General features: G+C 70.7%; 17 protein-coding genes and 1 riboswitch. Of the genes, 6 read left to right on the top strand and 11 right to left on the bottom strand.

The window, feature by feature from the left end:
- Nucleotides 1-2: 2 nt before the first annotated feature.
- Complete coding sequence (locus ACF1GV_RS32915; protein ID WP_391688160.1) at nucleotides 3-965, bottom strand: helix-turn-helix transcriptional regulator; 963 nt, start codon at nucleotides 963-965, stop codon at nucleotides 3-5.
- Nucleotides 966-1,066: 101 nt separating this feature from the next.
- Between ACF1GV_RS32915 and ACF1GV_RS32910 the strand changes: the two genes are divergently transcribed.
- A complete protein-coding gene (locus ACF1GV_RS32910; RefSeq protein WP_391688157.1) occupies nucleotides 1,067-1,654 on the top strand; it encodes a TIGR03086 family metal-binding protein in 588 nt (195 codons plus the stop codon).
- Here ACF1GV_RS32910 and ACF1GV_RS32905 read toward each other — a convergent pair.
- Complete coding sequence (locus ACF1GV_RS32905; RefSeq protein ID WP_391688154.1) at nucleotides 1,641-2,501, bottom strand: thioesterase family protein; 861 nt, start codon at nucleotides 2,499-2,501, stop codon at nucleotides 1,641-1,643. The two genes, ACF1GV_RS32910 and ACF1GV_RS32905, sit on opposite strands and share 14 nt — an antisense overlap.
- A gap of 152 nt (nucleotides 2,502-2,653) precedes the next feature.
- Between ACF1GV_RS32905 and ACF1GV_RS32900 the strand changes: the two genes are divergently transcribed.
- A complete protein-coding gene (locus tag ACF1GV_RS32900) occupies nucleotides 2,654-3,889 on the top strand; it encodes an alpha/beta hydrolase (protein ID WP_391688151.1) in 1,236 nt (411 codons plus the stop codon).
- 110 nt (nucleotides 3,890-3,999) lie between these two features.
- On the opposite strand, the gene ACF1GV_RS32895 is transcribed toward ACF1GV_RS32900, so the two are convergent.
- The 9 genes from ACF1GV_RS32895 to ACF1GV_RS32855 all read right to left on the bottom strand — a co-directional run bounded on the left by ACF1GV_RS32895 (nucleotide 4,000) and on the right by ACF1GV_RS32855 (nucleotide 14,080).
- Entirely contained in the window at nucleotides 4,000-4,656 is a 657-nt protein-coding gene (locus ACF1GV_RS32895) for a trimeric intracellular cation channel family protein (protein ID WP_363262331.1), read from the bottom strand.
- A gap of 63 nt (nucleotides 4,657-4,719) precedes the next feature.
- Nucleotides 4,720-6,180, bottom strand: a complete 1,461-nt coding sequence (locus tag ACF1GV_RS32890) for an ABC transporter ATP-binding protein (protein ID WP_391688693.1) — start codon at nucleotides 6,178-6,180, stop codon at nucleotides 4,720-4,722.
- 23 nt (nucleotides 6,181-6,203) lie between these two features.
- Entirely contained in the window at nucleotides 6,204-7,301 is a 1,098-nt protein-coding gene (locus ACF1GV_RS32885) for an ABC transporter ATP-binding protein (RefSeq protein ID WP_391688147.1), read from the bottom strand.
- A complete protein-coding gene (locus tag ACF1GV_RS32880; protein ID WP_391688144.1) occupies nucleotides 7,298-8,296 on the bottom strand; it encodes an ABC transporter permease in 999 nt (332 codons plus the stop codon). The genes ACF1GV_RS32885 and ACF1GV_RS32880 overlap by 4 nt, the downstream gene beginning before the upstream one ends.
- A 109-nt stretch (nucleotides 8,297-8,405) precedes the next feature.
- Nucleotides 8,406-10,196 carry an ABC transporter substrate-binding protein gene (locus ACF1GV_RS32875; protein WP_391688141.1) on the bottom strand — a complete coding sequence of 597 codons (1,791 nt, stop codon included), beginning with the start codon at nucleotides 10,194-10,196 and terminating at the stop codon, nucleotides 8,406-8,408.
- Between the two features lie 73 nt (nucleotides 10,197-10,269).
- Nucleotides 10,270-11,277, bottom strand: coding sequence for an ABC transporter permease (locus ACF1GV_RS32870; RefSeq protein ID WP_391688138.1), 1,008 nt, complete (start codon nucleotides 11,275-11,277; stop codon nucleotides 10,270-10,272).
- A 318-nt stretch (nucleotides 11,278-11,595) separates the two neighbouring features.
- Nucleotides 11,596-12,396 carry an enhanced serine sensitivity protein SseB C-terminal domain-containing protein gene (locus tag ACF1GV_RS32865; RefSeq protein WP_391688135.1) on the bottom strand — a complete coding sequence of 267 codons (801 nt, stop codon included), beginning with the start codon at nucleotides 12,394-12,396 and terminating at the stop codon, nucleotides 11,596-11,598.
- Nucleotides 12,397-12,509: 113 nt separating this feature from the next.
- Nucleotides 12,510-13,304, bottom strand: a complete 795-nt coding sequence (locus tag ACF1GV_RS32860) for an enhanced serine sensitivity protein SseB (protein WP_391688132.1) — start codon at nucleotides 13,302-13,304, stop codon at nucleotides 12,510-12,512.
- A gap of 110 nt (nucleotides 13,305-13,414) precedes the next feature.
- A complete protein-coding gene (locus ACF1GV_RS32855) occupies nucleotides 13,415-14,080 on the bottom strand; it encodes an AAA family ATPase (protein WP_391688129.1) in 666 nt (221 codons plus the stop codon).
- A gap of 170 nt (nucleotides 14,081-14,250) precedes the next feature.
- Nucleotides 14,251-14,345: riboswitch (glycine riboswitch) on the top strand.
- Between the two features lie 149 nt (nucleotides 14,346-14,494).
- On the opposite strand from ACF1GV_RS32855, the gene gcvT reads away from it, so the two are divergent.
- The 4 genes from gcvT (at nucleotide 14,495) to ACF1GV_RS32835 (ending at nucleotide 18,838) form a co-directional block, all read left to right on the top strand.
- Nucleotides 14,495-15,613: a glycine cleavage system aminomethyltransferase GcvT gene (gcvT, locus tag ACF1GV_RS32850; protein WP_391688126.1), complete on the top strand. Its 1,119-nt coding sequence runs from the start codon at nucleotides 14,495-14,497 to the stop codon at nucleotides 15,611-15,613.
- Nucleotides 15,614-15,722: 109 nt separating this feature from the next.
- Nucleotides 15,723-16,100, top strand: coding sequence for a glycine cleavage system protein GcvH (gene gcvH / locus ACF1GV_RS32845; protein ID WP_391688123.1), 378 nt, complete (start codon nucleotides 15,723-15,725; stop codon nucleotides 16,098-16,100).
- A gap of 17 nt (nucleotides 16,101-16,117) precedes the next feature.
- On the top strand, nucleotides 16,118-17,380 hold the full coding sequence (glyA, locus tag ACF1GV_RS32840) for a serine hydroxymethyltransferase (RefSeq protein ID WP_391688120.1): 1,263 nt from the start codon (nucleotides 16,118-16,120) through the stop codon (nucleotides 17,378-17,380).
- Nucleotides 17,381-17,470: 90 nt separating this feature from the next.
- Nucleotides 17,471-18,838, top strand: coding sequence for an L-serine ammonia-lyase (locus ACF1GV_RS32835; protein ID WP_391688117.1), 1,368 nt, complete (start codon nucleotides 17,471-17,473; stop codon nucleotides 18,836-18,838).
- Nucleotides 18,839-18,853: the final 15 nt, after the last annotated feature.

Here is an 18,853-nt window from a genome sequence, read left to right as displayed (position 1 = left end):
TCTCATTCGGACGCGTACAGCCGCGTGACGGACGCGGCCGCACGGGCCAGTTCCTCGCGCACCGGAGGCGGGGAGAGCACCTCGACCCGGTCGGAGAACGCGAGCAGTTGGCGGGCCTCGGCGACGACGCGGTACGACAGCCTGGCGGTCACCCACTCACCGTGCCCGTCGTCGTCGGGGAGCCCGACGAGCGTGGAGGCCATCATGCGCCGGAACATGTCGAGCCGGTCGCGCCGCACCCGCACCACCACCTCCAGACCGCCCGGCCGCTCCTCCACCTGACGGCGCAGCACCTCCCAGGCGTCGGCGAGTTCGACGCCGGGCCGGCGCCGCACCGGGTCGTCGAGCAGTTTCGCCGAGCGCACCCGGTCGGCGCGGAAGAGCCGGGGCCGGCCGCGCCGGTCGGCGACGAGGTACCAGACGCCCGCCTTGGAGACCAGGCCGTAGGGGTCGACGGTGTAGGTGCGCGGCTCGTGCTCGCCGCTGTGCCGGTAGCGCAGCTTCAGGCGGCGGTCGGCGAAGACGGCGTCCTGCAGCACCTCCAGGTCGACGGCCTGCTGGGGGCCGCCGCGCCAGCGGGTGGCGTCGACCAGGATGCGCCGGCTGGTCACCTCCGCGGCCGGGCGGTGCGGCGCGGGCAGCGCGGCCATCACCTTGCGCAGCGCCGAGCCCAGCGCGGCGTCCAGCCCCAGCGCGGCGTGCGCCCCCTCGGCGGCCAGGATGAACAGGGCCCGGGACTCGTCGGCGGTCAGGCCCGTCACATCGGTGCGGAATCCGGCGAGGAGCTGGATGCCGCCGTGCCGGCCGCGTTCGGCGTAGACGGGGACGCCCGAGGCGGACAGGGCCTCGATGTCGCGGTAGATGGTGCGCACCGACACCTCGAGCCGCTCGGCGAGTTCGTGCGCGGGCACACGGCCGCGGGTCTGCAACAGCAGCAGGATCGACAGCAGGCGGTCGGACTTCACGGCATCAGAATCCCGCGCCCGCAGAGCCGGAGGCAAATGTTGACGGAAACTGTCAGGTTATGGGCCGAACCTCGGCGTACCGACCGAGAGAGAGGTACCAGATGAACGCCATCGACCCGCGCCCCGTCTACGCCCGCGCCACCGAGCAGGCCGCAGCCCTGATCCGGACCGTGCGGCCCGGGCAGCTGGAAGGGCCCACCCCGTGCGCCGAGTTCGACGTACGGCGGTTGCTGAGTCACATGGTCGGCGGCACGCTGCGGATCGCGGTGGTCGGCGAGGGCGGCGACGGCATGGCCGTGGAGCCGTTCGCGCAGGGTGTGGAGGACGCCGGCTGGCCGGAGGCGTACGACGAGGTCAGGACGCGCGTGCTGAAGGCGTGGGAGTCCGACGCGCGAATGACGGCGCCGGTGCGGGTCCCGTGGGGCGAGGTGCCCGGATGGCAGGCGCTCTCCGGCTACGTCATGGAGATCGTCACGCACACCTGGGACCTGTCCGAGGCGCTCGGCCGCCCGCTCCCCCTCGATGCCGAACTGGCCGAGGTCGCGCTGGCCACCGCCGAGCGGGTGCTGCCCGCGGACCGCCGCGGCGGCGACACGCCGTTCGAGCGGGTGCAGCCCGCCCCCGAGGGGGCGGACGGCTACACCCGGCTCGCGGCCTGGCTGGGCCGGGAACCCCTCAGCCGAGCCTGACGCGGGCCAGCTGCCGGGACTGGGCCACCAGGCGGTCCTCGCTGTCCCAGACCTCGGCGTCCTCCTCGAGGAAGCCGCCGGCGAGGTTGCGCGTGGTGATGGCCACGCGCAGCGGGCCGGCGGCCGGGCGGGCGCGCACGTGCGCGGTCAGCTCGACCGTGGGCACCCAGCCGGTCAGGCCCAGCTCGAAGGCGGTGGGCGGCAGGGCGTCCACGGCGAGCAGCAGGGAGAGCGGATCGGCGTCGCGGCCGTCGGCGAGGCCGAACCAGGCCCGCATCTCGCCGTTGCCGGAGGGCTGTCCGAGCGCCCAGCCCAGGGTGGCCGGGTCGAGCTTCAGCATCAGCCGGTCGGTGATGGCGGAGCTGCCGGGGATGGGGGCGGGGCTGTCCTGCGGCCCGAAGCACTGCTCCATCGGCGGGATGGCCGGCGGCTTGGCCGTGGTGCGCACGTCGTCGGGGAGCGCGGCCAGGTCGCCGTAGGAGGCGAGGACGCGGATCCGCTCGACCTCGTTGCCCTCGTCGTCGTACTGGATGAGGGAGGCCTGGCCGGTGGAGAGGGTGCGGCCGGTGCGCACGACGTCGGTGCGGATCAGCGCGGGCCCCGGCTGGGAGGCGGTGAGGTAATGTGCCGAGACGGTGAACGGGTCGGGGTGCGGCAGGGCGTGCGCCAGGGCGCGGCCGAGGACGGCCAGCAGGTAGCCGCCGTTGACGGCGTTGATGATCGTCCAGCCGGCCGAGAGGTCGATGTCGTAGACACCGGGGGCGCGCTGGGTGACGGCGGTGTCGCGGTCGAACTCGCTGTCGCCGATCATGGCCCGGCGGGCCGCTGCGGAAGCTGCTTCTGGCATGACTGAACGGTACAACAGGTAACTACTAAGCGGTAGCTTTTCTCCTCGGTGACTCCGCGCGCACCGCCGCCCAGGTGAGGCTTCGGCAATTAAACGGTAAGTGTCCGTATCGCTCCGTAAACCTTCTGGACGTTATCGCCCTCTCTAGGGATATGAGCCTCACCGGGACTCCGTTCCTCTACCTCTTGATCGTGCTGGCCGTCGTGGCCGTGCTCGTTCCTCTGGTCCTGTGGTCACGGCTGCGCGGACCGAAGACCCTGCGCGCCGCGGCCCGGCTGCTGATGCTGCTGTTCGCCCAGGGCACCGCCGTCGCCCTGGTGTTCGTCCTGGTCAACAACGCCAACAACCTGTACGACAACTGGGACGACCTGCTCGGCACCGGCGACCACGTCCACCAGGCCGCCGACCTCGGTGCGAACGGCACCGGCAACATCGCGCTGGACAAGCTGCCCAAGGTCAAGCAGACGTTCAGCCCGGCGACCGGGCCCGGCATGCGCGCCGCCGGTGGCGTGCAGGTCACCCAGCTCAAGGGGCAGGTGTCCGGGGTGGACGCCGAGGTCTACGTCTGGCTGCCGCCGCAGTACCACCTGCCCGGCTGGCGGCACTACAAGTTCCCGGTCGTCGAGGTGCTGCCGGGCTACCCCGGCTCGGCGAAGGCCTGGTTCGGGTCGATGAAGGCGCACGAGCAGCTGCTGCCGCTGATGCGCTCCGGCGAGGTAGCGCCGTTCATCCTGGTCGCGCCGCGCACCAATCTGCTGGCCGGCGTGGACACGGGCTGCGCCAACATCCCCGGAACGGTCAACGCCGACACCTGGCTGAGCGTCGACGTGCCGAAGATGGTCATGGACAACTTCCGCGCCCAGTCCGCGCCGGGCGGCTGGGCGGTCGCCGGCTACTCCGCCGGCGCGCACTGCGCGGCCAAGCTCGCCGTCGCCCACCCCGACCGCTACCGGGCCGCCGTGAGCCTGTCCGGGTACAACGACCCGATCGGCGAGAGCAACTCCCTCGCCGCGCAGACCCCCGCCCTGCGCGCCGCGAACAACCCGTACATGCTGCTGCGCAAGGCCAAGGTGCCGCCGCAGATCGCCCTCTACCTCTCCGGCCAGCCGCGCGACGGCTACGAGGCGGCCATGGCCCTGAAGCAGGCGGCCAAGGCGCCCACCACCGTCCACGTGGTCTATCTGCCGCGCACCGCGGGCGGCCACACGATGGCCCTGTGGAAGCCGCAGGTCGACACGATCTTCCGCTGGCTGTCGGTGCAGATGGGCAAGCACGGCGTCAAGGACCCCACCGCGTCCGCGCCGCCGGCCACGCGGAAGGCGGGCTCGACCCGCGCCGAGCTGGCCAGCGGCGCCCCGTCGGGAGCCGCCGCCGGCCGCAAGCAGTGAGCCCGCGGCGGGCCTGACCGCAGCGGATCGTTTCGGCGGGAGGCGGGAGGCCGGTGCGGGCCTGACAGGCCGGGACCGCACCGGGCAGCGCCAGGGGCGGGCCGGGAGGGCTACTCCTCCCGCACCGTCGAACGTCGGTTCCAGGCCCGCGGCGCCCGCCAGTGGAACCGCATCGCGAGCAGCCGCAGGACGAAGGCCGTCAGCGCGGCGAGGGCGCTGGCCAGCGGGGTGAGCGTGTCGTAGCGGATGCACAGGGCGACCATGGTGGAGCCGACGATCGCCGGCACCGCGTACAGGTCGCGGTCCCAGCGCAGCAGCGACGGGACCTCGTTGGCGAGTACGTCACGCAGGACGCCGCCGCCGACCGCCGTCGCCAGGCCGAGAGTGGCCGAAGCGGTCAGTCCGAGCCCGTAGGCGTACGCCTTCGTCGTCCCGGCGACGCAGAACAGACCGAGGCCGGCGGCGTCGAAGACGAGGACCGCGGCCTGGATGCGTTCGACGTGCGGATGCAGGAAGACGACCACGAGAGCGGCGAGCATCGGCGTGACGAAGTAGCCGAGGTCCGTGAAGGCGGCGGGCGGCACCGCGCCGATGATCAAGTCCCGGAACAGCCCTCCGCCCAGCGCGGTGACCTCGGCGAGTACGGCGATGCCGAAGACGTCGAAGTTCTTGCGCACGGCCAGCAGCGCGCCGGAGATGGCGAAGACGAAGATGCCGACCAGGTCGAGCGTGTGCTGGACGGAGGGGCTGAAGAGCTGGGGGATCACCCGAACATTCTGACGTCTCGGGGGGCGTGCACCTGGCAAAGCCAGGCCATGCCCCCCGAGACGCTACTTCTCCGGGCTCTTCGGGGAGTCCTCAGCCTCTGCGGCGGCCGATGCCTCCGCCGGCTCCTCCCCCGCCGCGCTGTCGGCAGACGCCACGTCCACGCTCTCGGCAGAAGCCTCCGCGCCCGCGCCTACGACCTCGGCCTCGGCCTCGGGTACGGCTTCGGCCTCGGGTACGGCCTCAGCTTCGGCTTCGGCTTCGGCGGAAGCCTCCGCGCTGTCGGCAGACGCCTCCGCGCCCTCGGCGGACGCCGCCTCCGCGCCTTCGGCAGACGCCTGAGCGGACGCGACCTCCGCCGCCACCGCCGCCGACGTCTCGGCAGACTCCGCGAGGACCTCGTCGGCCACCAGCTCCGCCGCCTCCTTGGCGACGGTCAGCAGGACCGTGTCCTGCGGCTGCTGGTCCTCGAAGTTCTCCGGGTGGTGGCAGGCCACCCGCTGCCCCGGCCGCAGCTCGGCCAGCGGCGGCTCGGTCGTCGCGCAGATCTGCGTCGCCTTCCAGCACCGCGTGTGGAATCGGCAGCCGCTCGGCGGCGAGATCGGCGAGGGCACGTCACCCTTGAGCAGGATGCGCTCGCTCTTGGCGTTCCTGCGCCGCGGGTCCGGGATCGGCACCGCCGACATCAGGGCCTTGGTGTACGGGTGCATCGGCGACCGGTACAGCAGCTCCCGGTCGGCCAGCTCCACGATCTTGCCGAGGTACATCACCGCGATCCGGTCCGACACGTGCCGGACGACCGACAGGTCGTGCGCGATGATCACGTACGTCAGGCCCAGCTCCTGCTGGAGGTCGTCCAGCAGGTTCACCACCTGCGCCTGGATCGACACGTCCAGCGCGGAGACCGGCTCGTCGGCCACCACGAGCTTGGGGCTGAGCGCGAGCGCGCGGGCGATGCCGATGCGCTGGCGCTGACCGCCGGAGAACTCGTGCGGGTAGCGGTTGTAGTGCTCGGGGTTGAGCCCGACCACCGACAGCAGCCGCTGCACCTCCTTCTTGATGCCGCCCTCGGGCGTGACGCCCTGGAGCCGGAAGGGGGCGCCGACGATGGTGCCGATGGTGTGGCGCGGGTTCAGCGACGAGTACGGGTCCTGGAAGATCATCTGCACGTCGCGGCGCATCGGGCGCATGCCCGTCACCCCGAGGTGCGTGATGTCCTTGCCCTCGAACTCGACCTTGCCGCCGGTCGGTTCGAGCAGGCGGGTGATCAGCCGGCCCATGGTCGACTTGCCGCAGCCCGACTCGCCCACGACGCCGAGGGTTTCACCGCGGCGCACCTCGAAGTCGATGCCGTCGACCGCGTGGACCGCGCCGACCTGCCGCTGGAAGAGGCCCTTCTTGATCGGGAAGTGCTTCTGCAGCCCGGTCACCTTCAGCAGGATGTCACCGTGCCCGGCGTCCTTGGTGAGGGTGGCCGCGCCGGCGGCCTTCGTCTCGGTGCCGTCGCTCTGCGCGGGCAGGGTCACGTCCGTGTCCTTGGAGTTCTCGCTCACAGCTTCGGCGCAATCTCTTCGGTCCAGATACGCTCCCGCTGCTCGGCGCTCATGTGGCAGGCGGCCCAGTGCCGGCTGCCGACCTCGGCCAGCTCGGGGCGGACCGTGCGGGTGACGTTGTCCTTGGGGACGTCGGCGTACGGGCAGCGCGGGTTGAAGGCGCAGCCGGACGGGATGTTGATGAGGGAGGGCGGGGAGCCCTTGACCGGGATCAGGCGCTCCTGCTGCTCGCGGTCCAGGCGCGGCATCGAGCCGAGCAGACCCCAGGTGTAGGGGTGGCGGGGCTCGTAGAAGACCTTCTCGGCGGGTCCGCGCTCGACGCAGCGGCCGCCGTACATCACCAGGATGTCGTCGGCCAGCTCGGCGACGACGCCCAGGTCGTGGGTGATGACGATGACCGCGGAGCCGAACTCCTTCTGCAGATCGCGGATCAGGTCCAGGATCTGCGCCTGGACGGTCACGTCCAGGGCGGTGGTCGGCTCGTCCGCGATGAGCAGCTCGGGGTTGTTGACCAGCGACATCGCGATCATCGCGCGCTGGCGCATACCGCCGGAGAACTCGTGCGGGTAGTTGTCGACGCGCTTGTCCGGCTGCGGGATGCCGACCCGGTCGAGCATCTCGACCGCTCGCCTGCGGGCGGTCTTCTTGTCGACGTCGTGGTGGATCCGGTACGCCTCGACGATCTGCTGACCGATCGTGAAGTACGGGTGCAGCGCGGACAGCGGGTCCTGGAAGATCATCGCCATCTGCCGGCCGCGCAGCTTGCGCACGTGGTCGGGGTCGGCGGAGAGCAGCTCGGTGCCGTCCAGCCAGATCTCGCCGGATATCCGCGCCTTGCGCTTGCCGTACTGGCCGGCGGTGTGCAGGCCCATGATGCCGAGCGAGGTCACCGACTTGCCGGAGCCCGACTCGCCGACGATGCCGAGGGTCTTGCCCTTCTCCAGCTGGAAGCTGAGCCCGTCGACGGACTTGACCAGGCCGTCGTCGGTCGGGAAGTGCACCTTCAGGTCACGCACTTCGAGGAAGGCCGACGCCGGCGTCGAGGCGGGGGTGGGCTCACCCACGGCCGCCCCGGTCTTGCTCAGTTCGGTCATGAGAGCCTCACTCGGGGGTCGATCACGGCGTACAGGACGTCGACCACGAGGTTGGCGATCAGCACCGCGAGGGACGTGATCAGGACGACTCCGAGGATGATCGGCAGGTCGACGTTGCGGATCGCGTCGAGTACGGCCCGCCCGAGGCCGGGCAGGTTGAACGTGGACTCGGTGAGGATCGCGCCGCCGATGAGGGCGCCGAGGTCCATGCCGAGCATGGTCAGGATGGGCGTCATCGTGGAGCGCATGGCGTGCTTGCCGATGACGACCGGCTCGCCCAGGCCCTTGGCGCGGGCGGTGCGGATGTAGTCCTCGCCCAGCACCTCCAGCATGGTGGCGCGGGTGATACGGGCGTACATGGCCGCGTACAGGAAGGCCAGGGTGATCCAGGGAAGGATCATGCCGTCGAGCCAGCCGGTGAAACTCTCGCTGATCGGCACGTACTTGGCGTCGACCCAGTGAAGCCCGAAGGCGAAGATCGCGAGGCTGAGCAGGCCGGTGAAGTAGATCGGCAGGGACACACCCGCGAGGGCGACGACCATGGCGCCGCGGTCCCACAGGCTGCCCCGCTTGAGCGCGGAGAGCACACCGGCCGCGATGCCGAAGACCAGCCACAGCACGGCCGCGCCGATGGCGAGCTGCAGGGTGACCGGGAAACGGTCGGTGAGGACCGGCCAGATGGCCTGCTCACTGCGGAAGGAGTAGCCGAAGCACGGCGCGGAGCAGTGGATCACGTCGCCGCCGCCGGAGTAGGTGCGGCCGGCGAAGATGCCCTTGAAGAAGTCCCAGACCTGGAGGTAGATCGGGTCGCCGAGGCCGAGCTTCTCCCGCACGCCCTCCACGGCCGCCGGGTCGGCCTGCTTGCCCACGAAGCTCAGGGCGACGTCGACGCCCGCCCACTTGGGGATCAGGAAGAAGATGCAGAACACGGCCAGGATGATGACCACGAGCATCACTGCGGCGGCGAACAACCGCCTGATGAGGTAAGCGAGCACAGCTTACGGCCCGCCGCGGGACCGCGGGCCCCGGAGGTCGTCCGGGGGCCCGCGGTCACGCCGCGCCGGCCTTCACCTGCCTTTCGTGCCGTACGGCGGGTGTGCCGGGTTACTTCGAGTTCTTCAGACCGAGGTTGACGAAGTCGTACATACCGCTGTAGCCGTCGGTGGTGTAGACGTTCGCCAGGTTGTCGCTGCGCCAGTTGATGAACTTCTCGAAGACGAAGGGCAGGTAGTAGCCGCCCTCCATGACCTTGTGGTTGATGTCCGTGGCGATCTTGGTCTTGCCGGCGTCGTCCAGCGTGTTCACGTAGCTGTCGAACAGCCCGTCGATCGTCTTGTCCTTGATCAGGGCGTAGTTGTTGTTACCGCTCTGCTGGATGTACTTGCTGTCCCACAGCGGCAGTCCGAAGCCCTGCACGGACGGGAAGTCCGGGCCCCAGCCCATGATGATGATGCCGTAGCCCTTCTTCTGCACGTTCGAGGGGCTGCCGATGATGCCGGTGGTCTGCGAGCCGTCGTACTGGTCGATGTCGACGTTGATGCCGACCTTCTTCAGCGACGCCTGCAGGGACTGGGCGGTGGCCACCTCGACCGGCTTGTTGTTGCGCACGGCGATGGTGGTCTTGAAGCCGTTCGGCTGACCGCAGGCCTTCAGCTCTTCCTTGGCCTTGGCGGCGTTGCCGTTCTTGTTGGCGCCGGCGAGCTGGAACGGGTCGTACTTCTGGCCCTCGCCACCCGCGACGTTCGGCGGGAGCATGTTGGTGCCGATGTCACCGCCGGCCAGGGGGCCGCCGCGCGCGGTCTGCAGGGAGACGTGGTCGGCGCCGTAGATCACGGCCAGACGGCAGTGGATGTTGTCGAACGGCTTCACGCTCTGCGGGAAGACCGCGTAGCGGATGTAGCCGGACGTCGGGTTGTCCAGGTTGCCCTTGTGCTGCTTCAGCGCCGTCTGGCGGCCCTGCGGCGACATGCCGGTCTGGTTGATGTCCAGGTCCAGGTCGCCGTTGATCAGGCGCTGGTCCAGCTCGTTGGCGTTGGAGAAGAAGGTGACCGTGATCTTGTCCGGGTACGCCTTGCGGACCGGGTCCGAGGCCTGCTTCCAGTTGGCGTTGCGGACGAGGGTGAGGTCCTTGCCCGGGTTGTACGACTGGAACTTGTACGGGCCCGAGGAGAACGGCTTCAGACCGTACTTGGACTTGGTGTCCATGTCCTGGCGGACCGGGGAGGCCGAGGTGAGCGCCAGCATCTCCTCGAAGTCCGAGTTGGCCTTCGGCAGGTGGAAGACGATGGTCTTGTCGTCCGGCGTGTCGATCGCCTTCAGGCCCAGGTGGTCCGCGGAGGTGTCCTTGTAGGGGCCCTTGTACTCGCTCTTGGGGTCGAGCACGTCCTTCAGGTAGGTCGGGCCGCCGGAGAGGACGTCCTGCGCCCAGATGCGCTCGATGCCGTACTTGAGGTCCTTGGAGGTGATCGGCTTGCCGTCCTCCCAGGTGATCCCGTCGCGCAGCGTGTAGGTGTAGGTCTTGCCGTCGTCGGTCACCTTGGCCAGGCCGGAGGCGAGGTCCGGGGTGAGCGTGGCGCCTTCCTTGCCCGGAGCCGGCTTGTTCGTGACGAGCTGGCGGCTGTAGTAGCGGGAGAAGTTCCACATGAAGCCGTAGTAGCCGCGCGTGGTGTCCCACGAGTCGGCGTCCTGGGCGGCGCCGAACCTCAGCGTGCCGCCCTTCTTGGCCAGCGAGGCCTGGGCGACCTTGTTGTTGGCGGCGTCGAAGCCGGCGGCACCCGACTTCGAGTCCCCGTCGCCGCTGCCGCCGCCGCACGCCGCCGTGGTCAGCAGCCCGGCGACCACGAAGGCGGCGGCCATGGCCTGCTTGTGCCGCCCTGAGGTGCGTTGCGTAGTCACGATCTCGGATCCTCCGGATTTGATGAGAGACCCCGTGCCAGGTGCTGCCACGGGTCGCTTGGGGTACGGCACTTCAGCGGGAGCCCTTGGGGTCGAGCGCGTCACGCACGCCGTCGCCGAAGAGGTTGAAGGCAAGAACGGTGATGAAGATCGCCACGCCGGGGACCACCATGTACATGGGGTCCGAGTCGTAGTAGTCGATCGCGCTCGAGAGCATCTGGCCCCAGGAGGCCGTGGGCGGCTTGACGCCCACGCCCAGGAAGCTGAGTGCCGCCTCGGTGAGGATGTTGGTGGGGATCATCATCGTCGTGTAGACGATGATCGGCGCCACGAGATTGGGCAGCAGTTCCTTGAACAGGATGTACAGCCGTCCGGCGCCCAGCGATCGGGCGGCCTCGACGTACTCGCGTTCGCGCAGCGAGAGGGTCTGGCCGCGCACCACACGTCCGATGTAGGGCCAGCCGAAGAAGCCGATGACCACGACCATCATGAACACGCGCACGCCGGTGCCGGACAGGCCCAGCATGTTGTTCGGCATGACGGAGACCAGGGCGATGGTGAACAGCAGCTGCGGGAAGGCCAGCAGGCCGTCCATGACCCGGCTGATCAGCGAGTCGACCCAGCCGCCGAAGAAGCCGGCCAGGATGCCGAGGACCGTGCCGAGGACGACGGCGACGATCGCGGACAGGAAGCCGACCAGCAGGGAGATCTGCGCCCCGTAGAGGATGCGGGCGAAGATGTCGCGGCCGTTGACGGGCTCGACGCCCAGCCAGTGCTCACCGCTCATGCCGCCCAGCGCCCCCTTGGGGGTGCCGAACAGCGGGTCGATGAGGTTCTCGTGATAGTCGTTCGGGTCCTGCCCCACCGCGCTGGTGATCAGGGGTGCGAACAGGGCGACGACGATGAGGAGCAGCACGACGATGCCGCCCGCGAGGGCGAGCTTGTCCCGCTTCAGGCGCTCCCAGGCGATCCGTCCCAGGGACCGGCCCTGGACGGCCTTGGCGCCGGTGGTCGCAACCGCCGCTTCCTCGGCCGCGCTCGGGGCCGCTTCCGCGGTCGGCTCGTGCAATGGTGCCGTCATCTGGCAGGGACCCCTCTCAACCGGCGGTAGCCGGCCCGCGCTTGCCGCTGTGGCGGCATGGTCAGTCCGTCGTACGAAGTCGTACACAGGGGCGACTGGCCCCTTGGAGCGGGAGTCTTCAACGCATTGGCGAGCAGTTGCCAGACTTGGTGATGAAAGGATGCGTAAACGTGATGCGGTCTGGGGACTTCCGTTATCCGGACAGCGGGTGACGCGGGTCGGACGGGAACCAGTTGGGACGATTCGGACAGACCAGGATCATTCGCCGTGATCTACGCGCGAAGAAGTGTGCCGGGGGCGCTGCGAACTACGCCGGCGTCAGTACCGGCCCGGGGCGGGCGGGTAGCCGTAGCCGGACGCCGGCGCCTGGGGAGCGACGGCCGCATGCGCCTCACGGTCGTAGAACGGACGCGCGTTGCCACGCATCCACAGCACGACCGGATCGTGGTCGTCGCTCATCGCCACGGTCGACACCGGCAGCCCGTCCGGCACCGCGCCGAGGGATTGCTGCATCATCGCGCGTACGGCGTCGACGGCGGCCGGCGAGGTGTCGTAGACGTCCAGACCGATGGCGAGGTACGGCGCGCCGAGCGCCGGCTGCACCCAGGCGCGGCGCAGGGCGCGCAGCGGCGGGGTGCGGTGCGCGTTCTGCGCGAGCAGGGCGTAGAACTGCGGGATCTCGATGGCCGGTTCCGTCAGCCGCAGGGGGCCGGCGGGCTGGCGGTCCAGGCCGGTGGCGATCCGGCGCAGGTCGAGCCAGGGGATGCCGACGCCGCCGCCGGGGGCGTGCGGGTTGAGCCACAGCCCGTGGTGGCCGGGGTAGAGGGCCCGGGCCACGTCCAGGCCGTCGATCACCTCGTACGAGCGGTTCCAGCCGCTGGCGCTCAGCTCCTGGGCGGAGGTGACGCAGGGGGCGTAGCCGTGCCCGCCGACCTCCATCGTGCCGTACTGGGCGTCCGGGGAACCGGCCTGACCGTGCCACAGCAGCATCCAGATCTGGCCGGTGGCGGGGGTGGCGAGCGCGCGCAGGAGCGCCTCGTAGGCGTCGTACCGCCCGGGCGTCACCTGGCGCAGCATGTGCTCGACCTGGCCGGTCGCGGCCGTGCCGCTCGCGCTCACTTCGAATCGCCCTTTCGTACAACACCCTCGACCGAGCTATGAAACCAGGTTAAGTCGTGCGGGGGGAGCACCCGGAGAGCCCTGGGCGGGTCAGCCCGTCCGTGTGCAGCGGGTCAGCCCGTCCGTGTGTAGAAGGGCCGGACCTTCTCCCTCAGCCAGATCGCCACCGGGTCGTCGCCCGCCAGGTCCAGCAGGATCAGGTTGACCGGCCAGGGCGCCGGGGTGGCGCCCAGGGCCCGGCCCAGGGCGTCCAGGGGGGCGTTGCGCAGCTCGCCCTCCCATTGGGAGAGTTCGACGCCGACGAACATCACCGGGTCCGCCGTCTCGATGACGGCGAGGCAGCGGCGGGCCGTCAGGACGGTACCGGTCGCCTCGAACTCGGCGGAGGCCGTGGAGAGGAAGTCGACGGGGTCGTCCTGCCAGTCCGGCTCGTACAGGCGGACCCGGCCGCCGCTCGCGGGGCCGTCCAGCGGGCTGCGCCCGGCCCGGCACAGCTCGGCCACCGCGTCCGGCGGCAGCGGGACGCCGACCACGCCACCGGGGTTCACGGCGATGCCGACCTGCGCGGGCAGTCCGCGCGCGAACTCCACGGCGGGCGCGACGGTGTACGACATGTGGGAGCCGGTGACCTGGCGGAACTGTTCCTCGGAGCTGAAGACGGGGACGTAGGCCTGGCCGTCGATCTCCGTGGTGGGCAGGTCGAGGGGGCCGCTGTGCGGGCCACCGCCGTTGGGCAGGGGGATCCACAGGAAGCTGCGGCCGAGCACCTCCACGATCCGGCCGCCGGCCGACGGTACGCCGAGGGAGGCCGACAGCACCTCCTCCAGCTCGTTGCCGGGCCATCCGCCGTGCGGATGGGGGTGCGCCTGCGCCGGGAAGTCCGCCGGAAGGTCGGCCGGGAAGTCCATCTCTCCACCATCTGCTTCGAACCGCTGCTGTGGCCCAAAGGCTAACCGCTGCGGCCGGGGGCCGGTCCGGCCCGTCCGGCGCCGGGACACCCGCGGCCGCGGCCGGGCGTTCAGCCGCCGAAGGTGATGCGGCGCAGTGTGTCCGCCGCCGGGCGGTCCAGCAGGATCGCCGAGTGGCAGCCGGCGGGCAGCTCGCCCCGCTGGACGGCGGACAGCAGGCGGGCCGTGGCACGGCGGTGGCGGTGGAAGGCGAAGCGGGAGACGCCGCGGCCGCGTTCACGCTGGCCGGTCAGGGCGGTGTCCGGGTCGACGTCGAGCAGCAGCAGGTGCACGGCGCCGCCGCGGCGGCGGGCCACGCGGGCCAGCCAGCCGCGCACCCAGGACTGCGTGCCGCAGTCGTGCACGACGACGCCCTCGCCGCTCGCCAGGGCGCGGCGCAGGGCGGTGTAGTGGGCGAGGCGGACCAGCGGGCGGTAGAGCGCGTAGGGCAGCGGACGGGGCAGGCGGGCGTCGTAGCGGTCGCGGGTGTCCTGGGAGTCGACGCGTAGACCCGGCACCGCGCGGCGCATCAGCGTGGACTTGCCGCTGCCGGGCAGCCCGGTCACCACGACCACATCGCGCGGGCCGAAGAGCAGGGCGCGCGGGCTGCGGCCGGCCCGCTCGCGCAGGTCGCGCACCACCGGGCCGGGCCGTGCCTCCAGGGCGGCCACCGCCGGCTGCGAGGGCAGCGCGAGGCCCGGGGTCGTCGCGTACGCCGTGATCCTGTCCACCGTCATCGTCCTCCCCTGGGGTCAGGTGAAGACCTGCCCAACGTAGGTAAAGAGAAGGTAATGCCGGATGTCTCGTGTTTTCGTGTGCGTACCGCCACAACCCGGTTACAGATGCGGCCTGCCGCGATCGGGGCGAGGCGTGCAATGATGAGCCCGCCAACTGCATACCGGCCGTTTGAATCCGCGCGGGAGAGTTCCCAGCCCTGGCTGGGGCGCCGAAGGAGCAAGTCCCTCCCTTGAATCTCTCAGGCCCCGTTACCGCGCGGGCGAGGCACATCTGAAAAGCGGGCCGTCCACGTCGGCGGCCCCACCCAAGGTGCAAGCCAGGACCGCGCGCGGTCATGGCGAACCTCTCAGGTTCCGATGACAGATGGGGAGGAACTTCCTCGCCCTGTCCTTCCCCTGGGAGACGACCGACCGATGAGCAGTACCGAACTCCGTCACACCGCGCTCGATGCCCTGCATCGCTCGCTCGGCGCGACAATGACCGACTTCGCCGGCTGGGACATGCCGCTGCGCTACGGCTCCGAGCGCGACGAGCACAACGCCGTCCGCACGAAGGCCGGGCTTTTCGACCTCTCCCACATGGGTGAGATCACCGTCACCGGCCCGCAGGCCGCCGCCCTCCTCGACCACGCGCTGGTCGGCAACATCGGCGCGGTCAAGCCCGGCCGCGCCCGCTACACCATGATCTGCCAGGCCGACGGCGGCATCCTGGACGACCTGATCGTCTACCGGCTCGCCGAGACCGAGTTCATGGTCGTCGCGAACGCCTCCAACGCCCAGGTCGTCCTCGACGCGCTGGCCGAGCGCGCCGCCGGCTTCGACGCCGAGGTGCGCGACGACCGCGACGCGTACGCGCTGCTCGCCGTGCAGGGGCCCGAGTCGCCGGGCATCCTCAAGAGCCTCACCGACGCCGACCTGGACGGCCTGAAGTACTACGCCGGGCTGCCCGGCACCGTGGCCGGGGTGCCCGCGCTGATCGCGCGCACCGGCTACACCGGCGAGGACGGCTTCGAGCTGTTCGTGAAGCCGGAGCACGCCGTCGAGTTGTGGCAGGCGCTGACCAAGGCCGGCGAGGGCGTCGGCCTGACCCCGTGCGGCCTGTCCTGCCGGGACACGCTGCGCCTGGAGGCGGGCATGCCGCTGTACGGGCATGAGCTGACCGCCGAGCTGACCCCCTTCGACGCCGGGCTCGGCCGGGTGGTCAAGTTCGACAAGGAGGGCGACTTCGTCGGGCGCGAGGCGCTCGCCGCGGCCGCCGAGCGCGCCGAGTCCGACCCGCCGCGCGTGCTGGTCGGCCTGGTCGCCGAGGGCCGCCGGGTCCCGCGCGCCGGGTACCAGGTCGTCGCGGACGGCACGGTCATCGGCGAGGTGACCTCGGGCGCCCCCTCCCCCACGCTGGGCAAGCCGATCGCCATGGCCTACGTGGACGCGGCGCACGCGGCGCCGGGCACGCCGGGCGTCGGCGTGGACATCCGCGGCACGCATGAGCCGTACGCGGTCGTGGCGCTGCCGTTCTACAAGCGGCAGAAGTGACACTGGCGTAAGCCCTCCGACGTGACATGGGGCACATCGCCCCTGGTCACGCGTGTCTTCGCAGTCCCCCATTCATCAGCACCGACCCGCGTACAGGAGAATTCAGGCCATGAGCAACCCCCAGCAGCTGCGCTACAGCAAGGAGCACGAGTGGCTGTCGGGCGCCGAGGACGGCGTCTCGACGGTCGGCATCACGGAGCACGCGGCCAACGCGCTCGGTGACGTCGTGTTCGTCCAGCTCCCGGAGGTCGGCGACACGGTGACCGCGGGCGAGTCCTGCGGCGAGCTGGAGTCGACCAAGTCCGTCTCGGAGCTGTACTCCCCCGTCAACGGTGAGATCACCGAGGTCAACGAGGACGTCGTCAACGACCCGTCCCTGGTGAACTCGGCCCCCTTCGAGGGCGGCTGGCTGTTCAAGGTCCGCGTCACGGGTGAGCCGGGCGACCTGCTCTCCGCCGCCGAGTACGACGCCTTCATCGCCGGCTGAGAGGTCGCAGGAATCCCATGTCGCTTCTGAACACGCCCCTGCACGAGCTCGACCCGGACGTGGCCGCCGCGGTCGACGCCGAGCTCGACCGCCAGCAGTCCACCCTGGAGATGATCGCCTCCGAGAACTTCGCCCCCGTGGCGGTCCTCGAGGCCCAGGGCTCGGTGCTGACCAACAAGTACGCCGAGGGCTACCCCGGCCGCCGCTACTACGGCGGCTGCGAGCACGTCGACGTCACCGAGCAGATCGCCATCGACCGGGTCAAGGAGCTGTTCGGCGCCGAGTACGCCAATGTGCAGCCCCACTCCGGCGCCTCCGCCAACCAGGCCGCGCTGTTCGCGCTGGCCCAGCCCGGCGACACCATCCTGGGCCTGAACCTGGCGCACGGCGGCCACCTCACCCACGGGATGCGGCTGAACTTCTCCGGCAAGCAGTTCAACGTCGTCCCGTACCACGTCGACGACGACGGCCTGGTCGACATGGCCGAGGTCGAGCGGCTCGCCAAGGAGCACCGCCCCAAGGTGATCATCGCCGGCTGGTCGGCGTACCCGCGCCAGCTCGACTTCGCGGCCTTCCGCCGGATCGCCGACGAGGTCGAGGCGTACCTGTGGGTCGACATGGCGCACTTCGCCGGTCTGGTCGCGGCCGGGCTGCACCCCAACCCGGTGCCGTTCGCGGACGTGGTGACCTCCACCACGCACAAGACGCTCGGCGGCCCGCGCGGCGGCATCATCCTGGCCAAGCAGGACTTCGCCAAGAAGCTGAACTCCTCCGTCTTCCCGGGCTTCCAGGGCGGCCCCCTGGAGCACGTGATCGCAGCCAAGGCGGTCTCCTTCAAGCTGGCGGCCTCCGAGGACTTCAAGGAGCGCCAGCGTCGTACCCTGGAGGGCGCCCGCATCCTCGCCGAGCGGCTGACCTCGCCGGACGCCCGTGAAGCCGGGATCAACGTCCTGACCGGCGGCACCGACGTGCACCTGGTCCTGGTCGACCTGCGCGACAGCGAGCTGGACGGTCAGCAGGCCGAGGACCGCCTCCACGAGGTGGGCATCACGGTCAACCGCAACGCGGTCCCCAACGACCCCCGCCCGCCGATGGTCACCTCGGGCCTGCGCATCGGCACGCCGGCCCTGGCGACCCGCGGCTTCACGGCCGAGGACTTCGCCGAGGTCGCGGACGTGATCGCCGAGGCGCTGAAGCCGTCCTACGACGCCGAGGCGCTCAAGGGCCGGGTCCGGGCGCTGGTGGAGAAGCACCCGCTCTACCCGGGTCTGAACAAGTAAGTCACGCTCGCGGGGCACCGCGCACACTGGGAGTACCGGCGTGCGCGGTGCCCGCACCCCCGCACCACCCCCGTTCTGAGGAGTTCCCCCGTGGCCATCTCGGTCTTCGACCTGTTCTCGATCGGCATCGGCCCGTCCAGCTCCCACACGGTGGGCCCGATGCGCGCGGCCCGCATGTTCGCCCGCCGTCTGCGCAACGAGGACGTGCTCGGCTCGGTCGCCTCCGTGCGCTGCGAGCTGTACGGCTCCCTCGGCGCGACCGGACACGGCCACGGCACCCCGAAGGCCGTCCTGCTCGGCCTGGAGGGCGCCTCGCCGCGCACGGTGGACGTCGAGACGGCCGACGAGAGGGTGGAGGCGATCAAGGAGGCCGGCCGGCTGAAGGTGCTCGGCGAGCGCGAGATCGCCTTCTCCTTCGACGACGACCTGGTCCTGCACCGCCGCAAGGCCCTGCCCTACCACGCCAACGGCATGACGCTGTGGGCGTACGACGCGCAGGGCGCCGAGCTGCTGACCAAGACGTACTACTCGGTCGGCGGCGGGTTCGTCGTCGACGAGGACGCGGTCGGCGCGGACCGGATCAAGCTGGACGACACGGTGCTGAAGTACCCCTTCCGCACCGGCGACGAGCTGCTGCGCCTGACGAAGGAGACCGGCCTGTCGATCTCCGCCCTCATGCTGGAGAACGAGCGGGCCTGGCGCACCGAGGACGAGATCCGTGCCGGGCTGCTGGAGATCTGGCGGGTGATGCGGGAGTGCGTGGAGCGCGGCATGACCCGCGAGGGCATCCTGCCGGGCGGGCTGAAGGTGCGCCGCCGGGCGGCGACCACCGCGCGCAAGCTGCGCTCCGAGGGGGACGCGAAGGCCCTGGCGATGGAGTGGATCACGCTCTACGCGATGGCCGTGAACGAGGAGAACGCCGCCGGGGGCCGGGTCGTCACCGCCCCGACCAACGGCGCGGCCGGCATCATCCCGGCCGTCCTGCACTACTACATCAACTTCATCCCCGGCGCCGACGAGGACGGCGTGGTCCGCTTCCTGCTGGCCGCGGGTGCGATCGGCATGCTCTTCAAGGAGAACGCCTCGATCTCCGGCGCCGAGGTCGGCTGCCAGGGCGAGGTCGGCTCGGCCTGCTCGATGGCGGCGGGCGCGCTCGCGGAGGTCATGGGCGGTTCGCCGGAACAGGTGGAGAACGCCGCCGAGATCGGCATGGAGCACAACCTCGGCCTGACCTGCGACCCGGTCGGCGGCCTGGTCCAGATCCCGTGCATCGAGCGCAACGGCATGGCCGCGGTCAAGGCGGTCACCGCCGCGCGGATGGCGCTGCGCGGCGACGGCTCGCACAAGGTGTCCCTGGACAAGGTCATCAAGACCATGAAGGACACCGGTGCGGACATGAGCGTGAAGTACAAGGAGACGGCCCGGGGCGGTCTCGCGGTGAACATCATCGAGTGCTAGCGAGACGGCCCTCGG

This window comes from Streptomyces sp. NPDC014006, from assembly GCF_043088925.1.
Taxonomy (GTDB): domain Bacteria; phylum Actinomycetota; class Actinomycetes; order Streptomycetales; family Streptomycetaceae; genus Streptomyces.
Note: the sequence above shows the minus strand (reverse complement) of the source record. Positions and strands in the feature narration are given on the sequence as shown.

Bases quoted from the DNA above. Each gene is read 5' to 3' on its own strand.
- ACF1GV_RS32910 (WP_391688157.1), top strand. From the start codon at position 1,067: ATGAACGCCATCGACCCGCGCCCCGTCTACGCCCGCGCCACCGAGCAG.
- gcvT (WP_391688126.1), top strand. From the start codon at position 14,495: ATGAGCAGTACCGAACTCCGTCACACCGCGCTCGATGCCCTGCATCGC.
- ACF1GV_RS32855 (WP_391688129.1), bottom strand. From the start codon at position 14,080: ATGACGGTGGACAGGATCACGGCGTACGCGACGACCCCGGGCCTCGCG.
- gcvH (WP_391688123.1), top strand. From the start codon at position 15,723: ATGAGCAACCCCCAGCAGCTGCGCTACAGCAAGGAGCACGAGTGGCTG.
- ACF1GV_RS32870 (WP_391688138.1), bottom strand. From the start codon at position 11,277: ATGACGGCACCATTGCACGAGCCGACCGCGGAAGCGGCCCCGAGCGCG.
- ACF1GV_RS32905 (WP_391688154.1), bottom strand. From the start codon at position 2,501: ATGCCAGAAGCAGCTTCCGCAGCGGCCCGCCGGGCCATGATCGGCGAC.
- ACF1GV_RS32860 (WP_391688132.1), bottom strand. From the start codon at position 13,304: ATGGACTTCCCGGCCGACCTTCCGGCGGACTTCCCGGCGCAGGCGCAC.
- ACF1GV_RS32885 (WP_391688147.1), bottom strand. From the start codon at position 7,301: ATGACCGAACTGAGCAAGACCGGGGCGGCCGTGGGTGAGCCCACCCCC.
- ACF1GV_RS32900 (WP_391688151.1), top strand. From the start codon at position 2,654: ATGAGCCTCACCGGGACTCCGTTCCTCTACCTCTTGATCGTGCTGGCC.
- glyA (WP_391688120.1), top strand. From the start codon at position 16,118: ATGTCGCTTCTGAACACGCCCCTGCACGAGCTCGACCCGGACGTGGCC.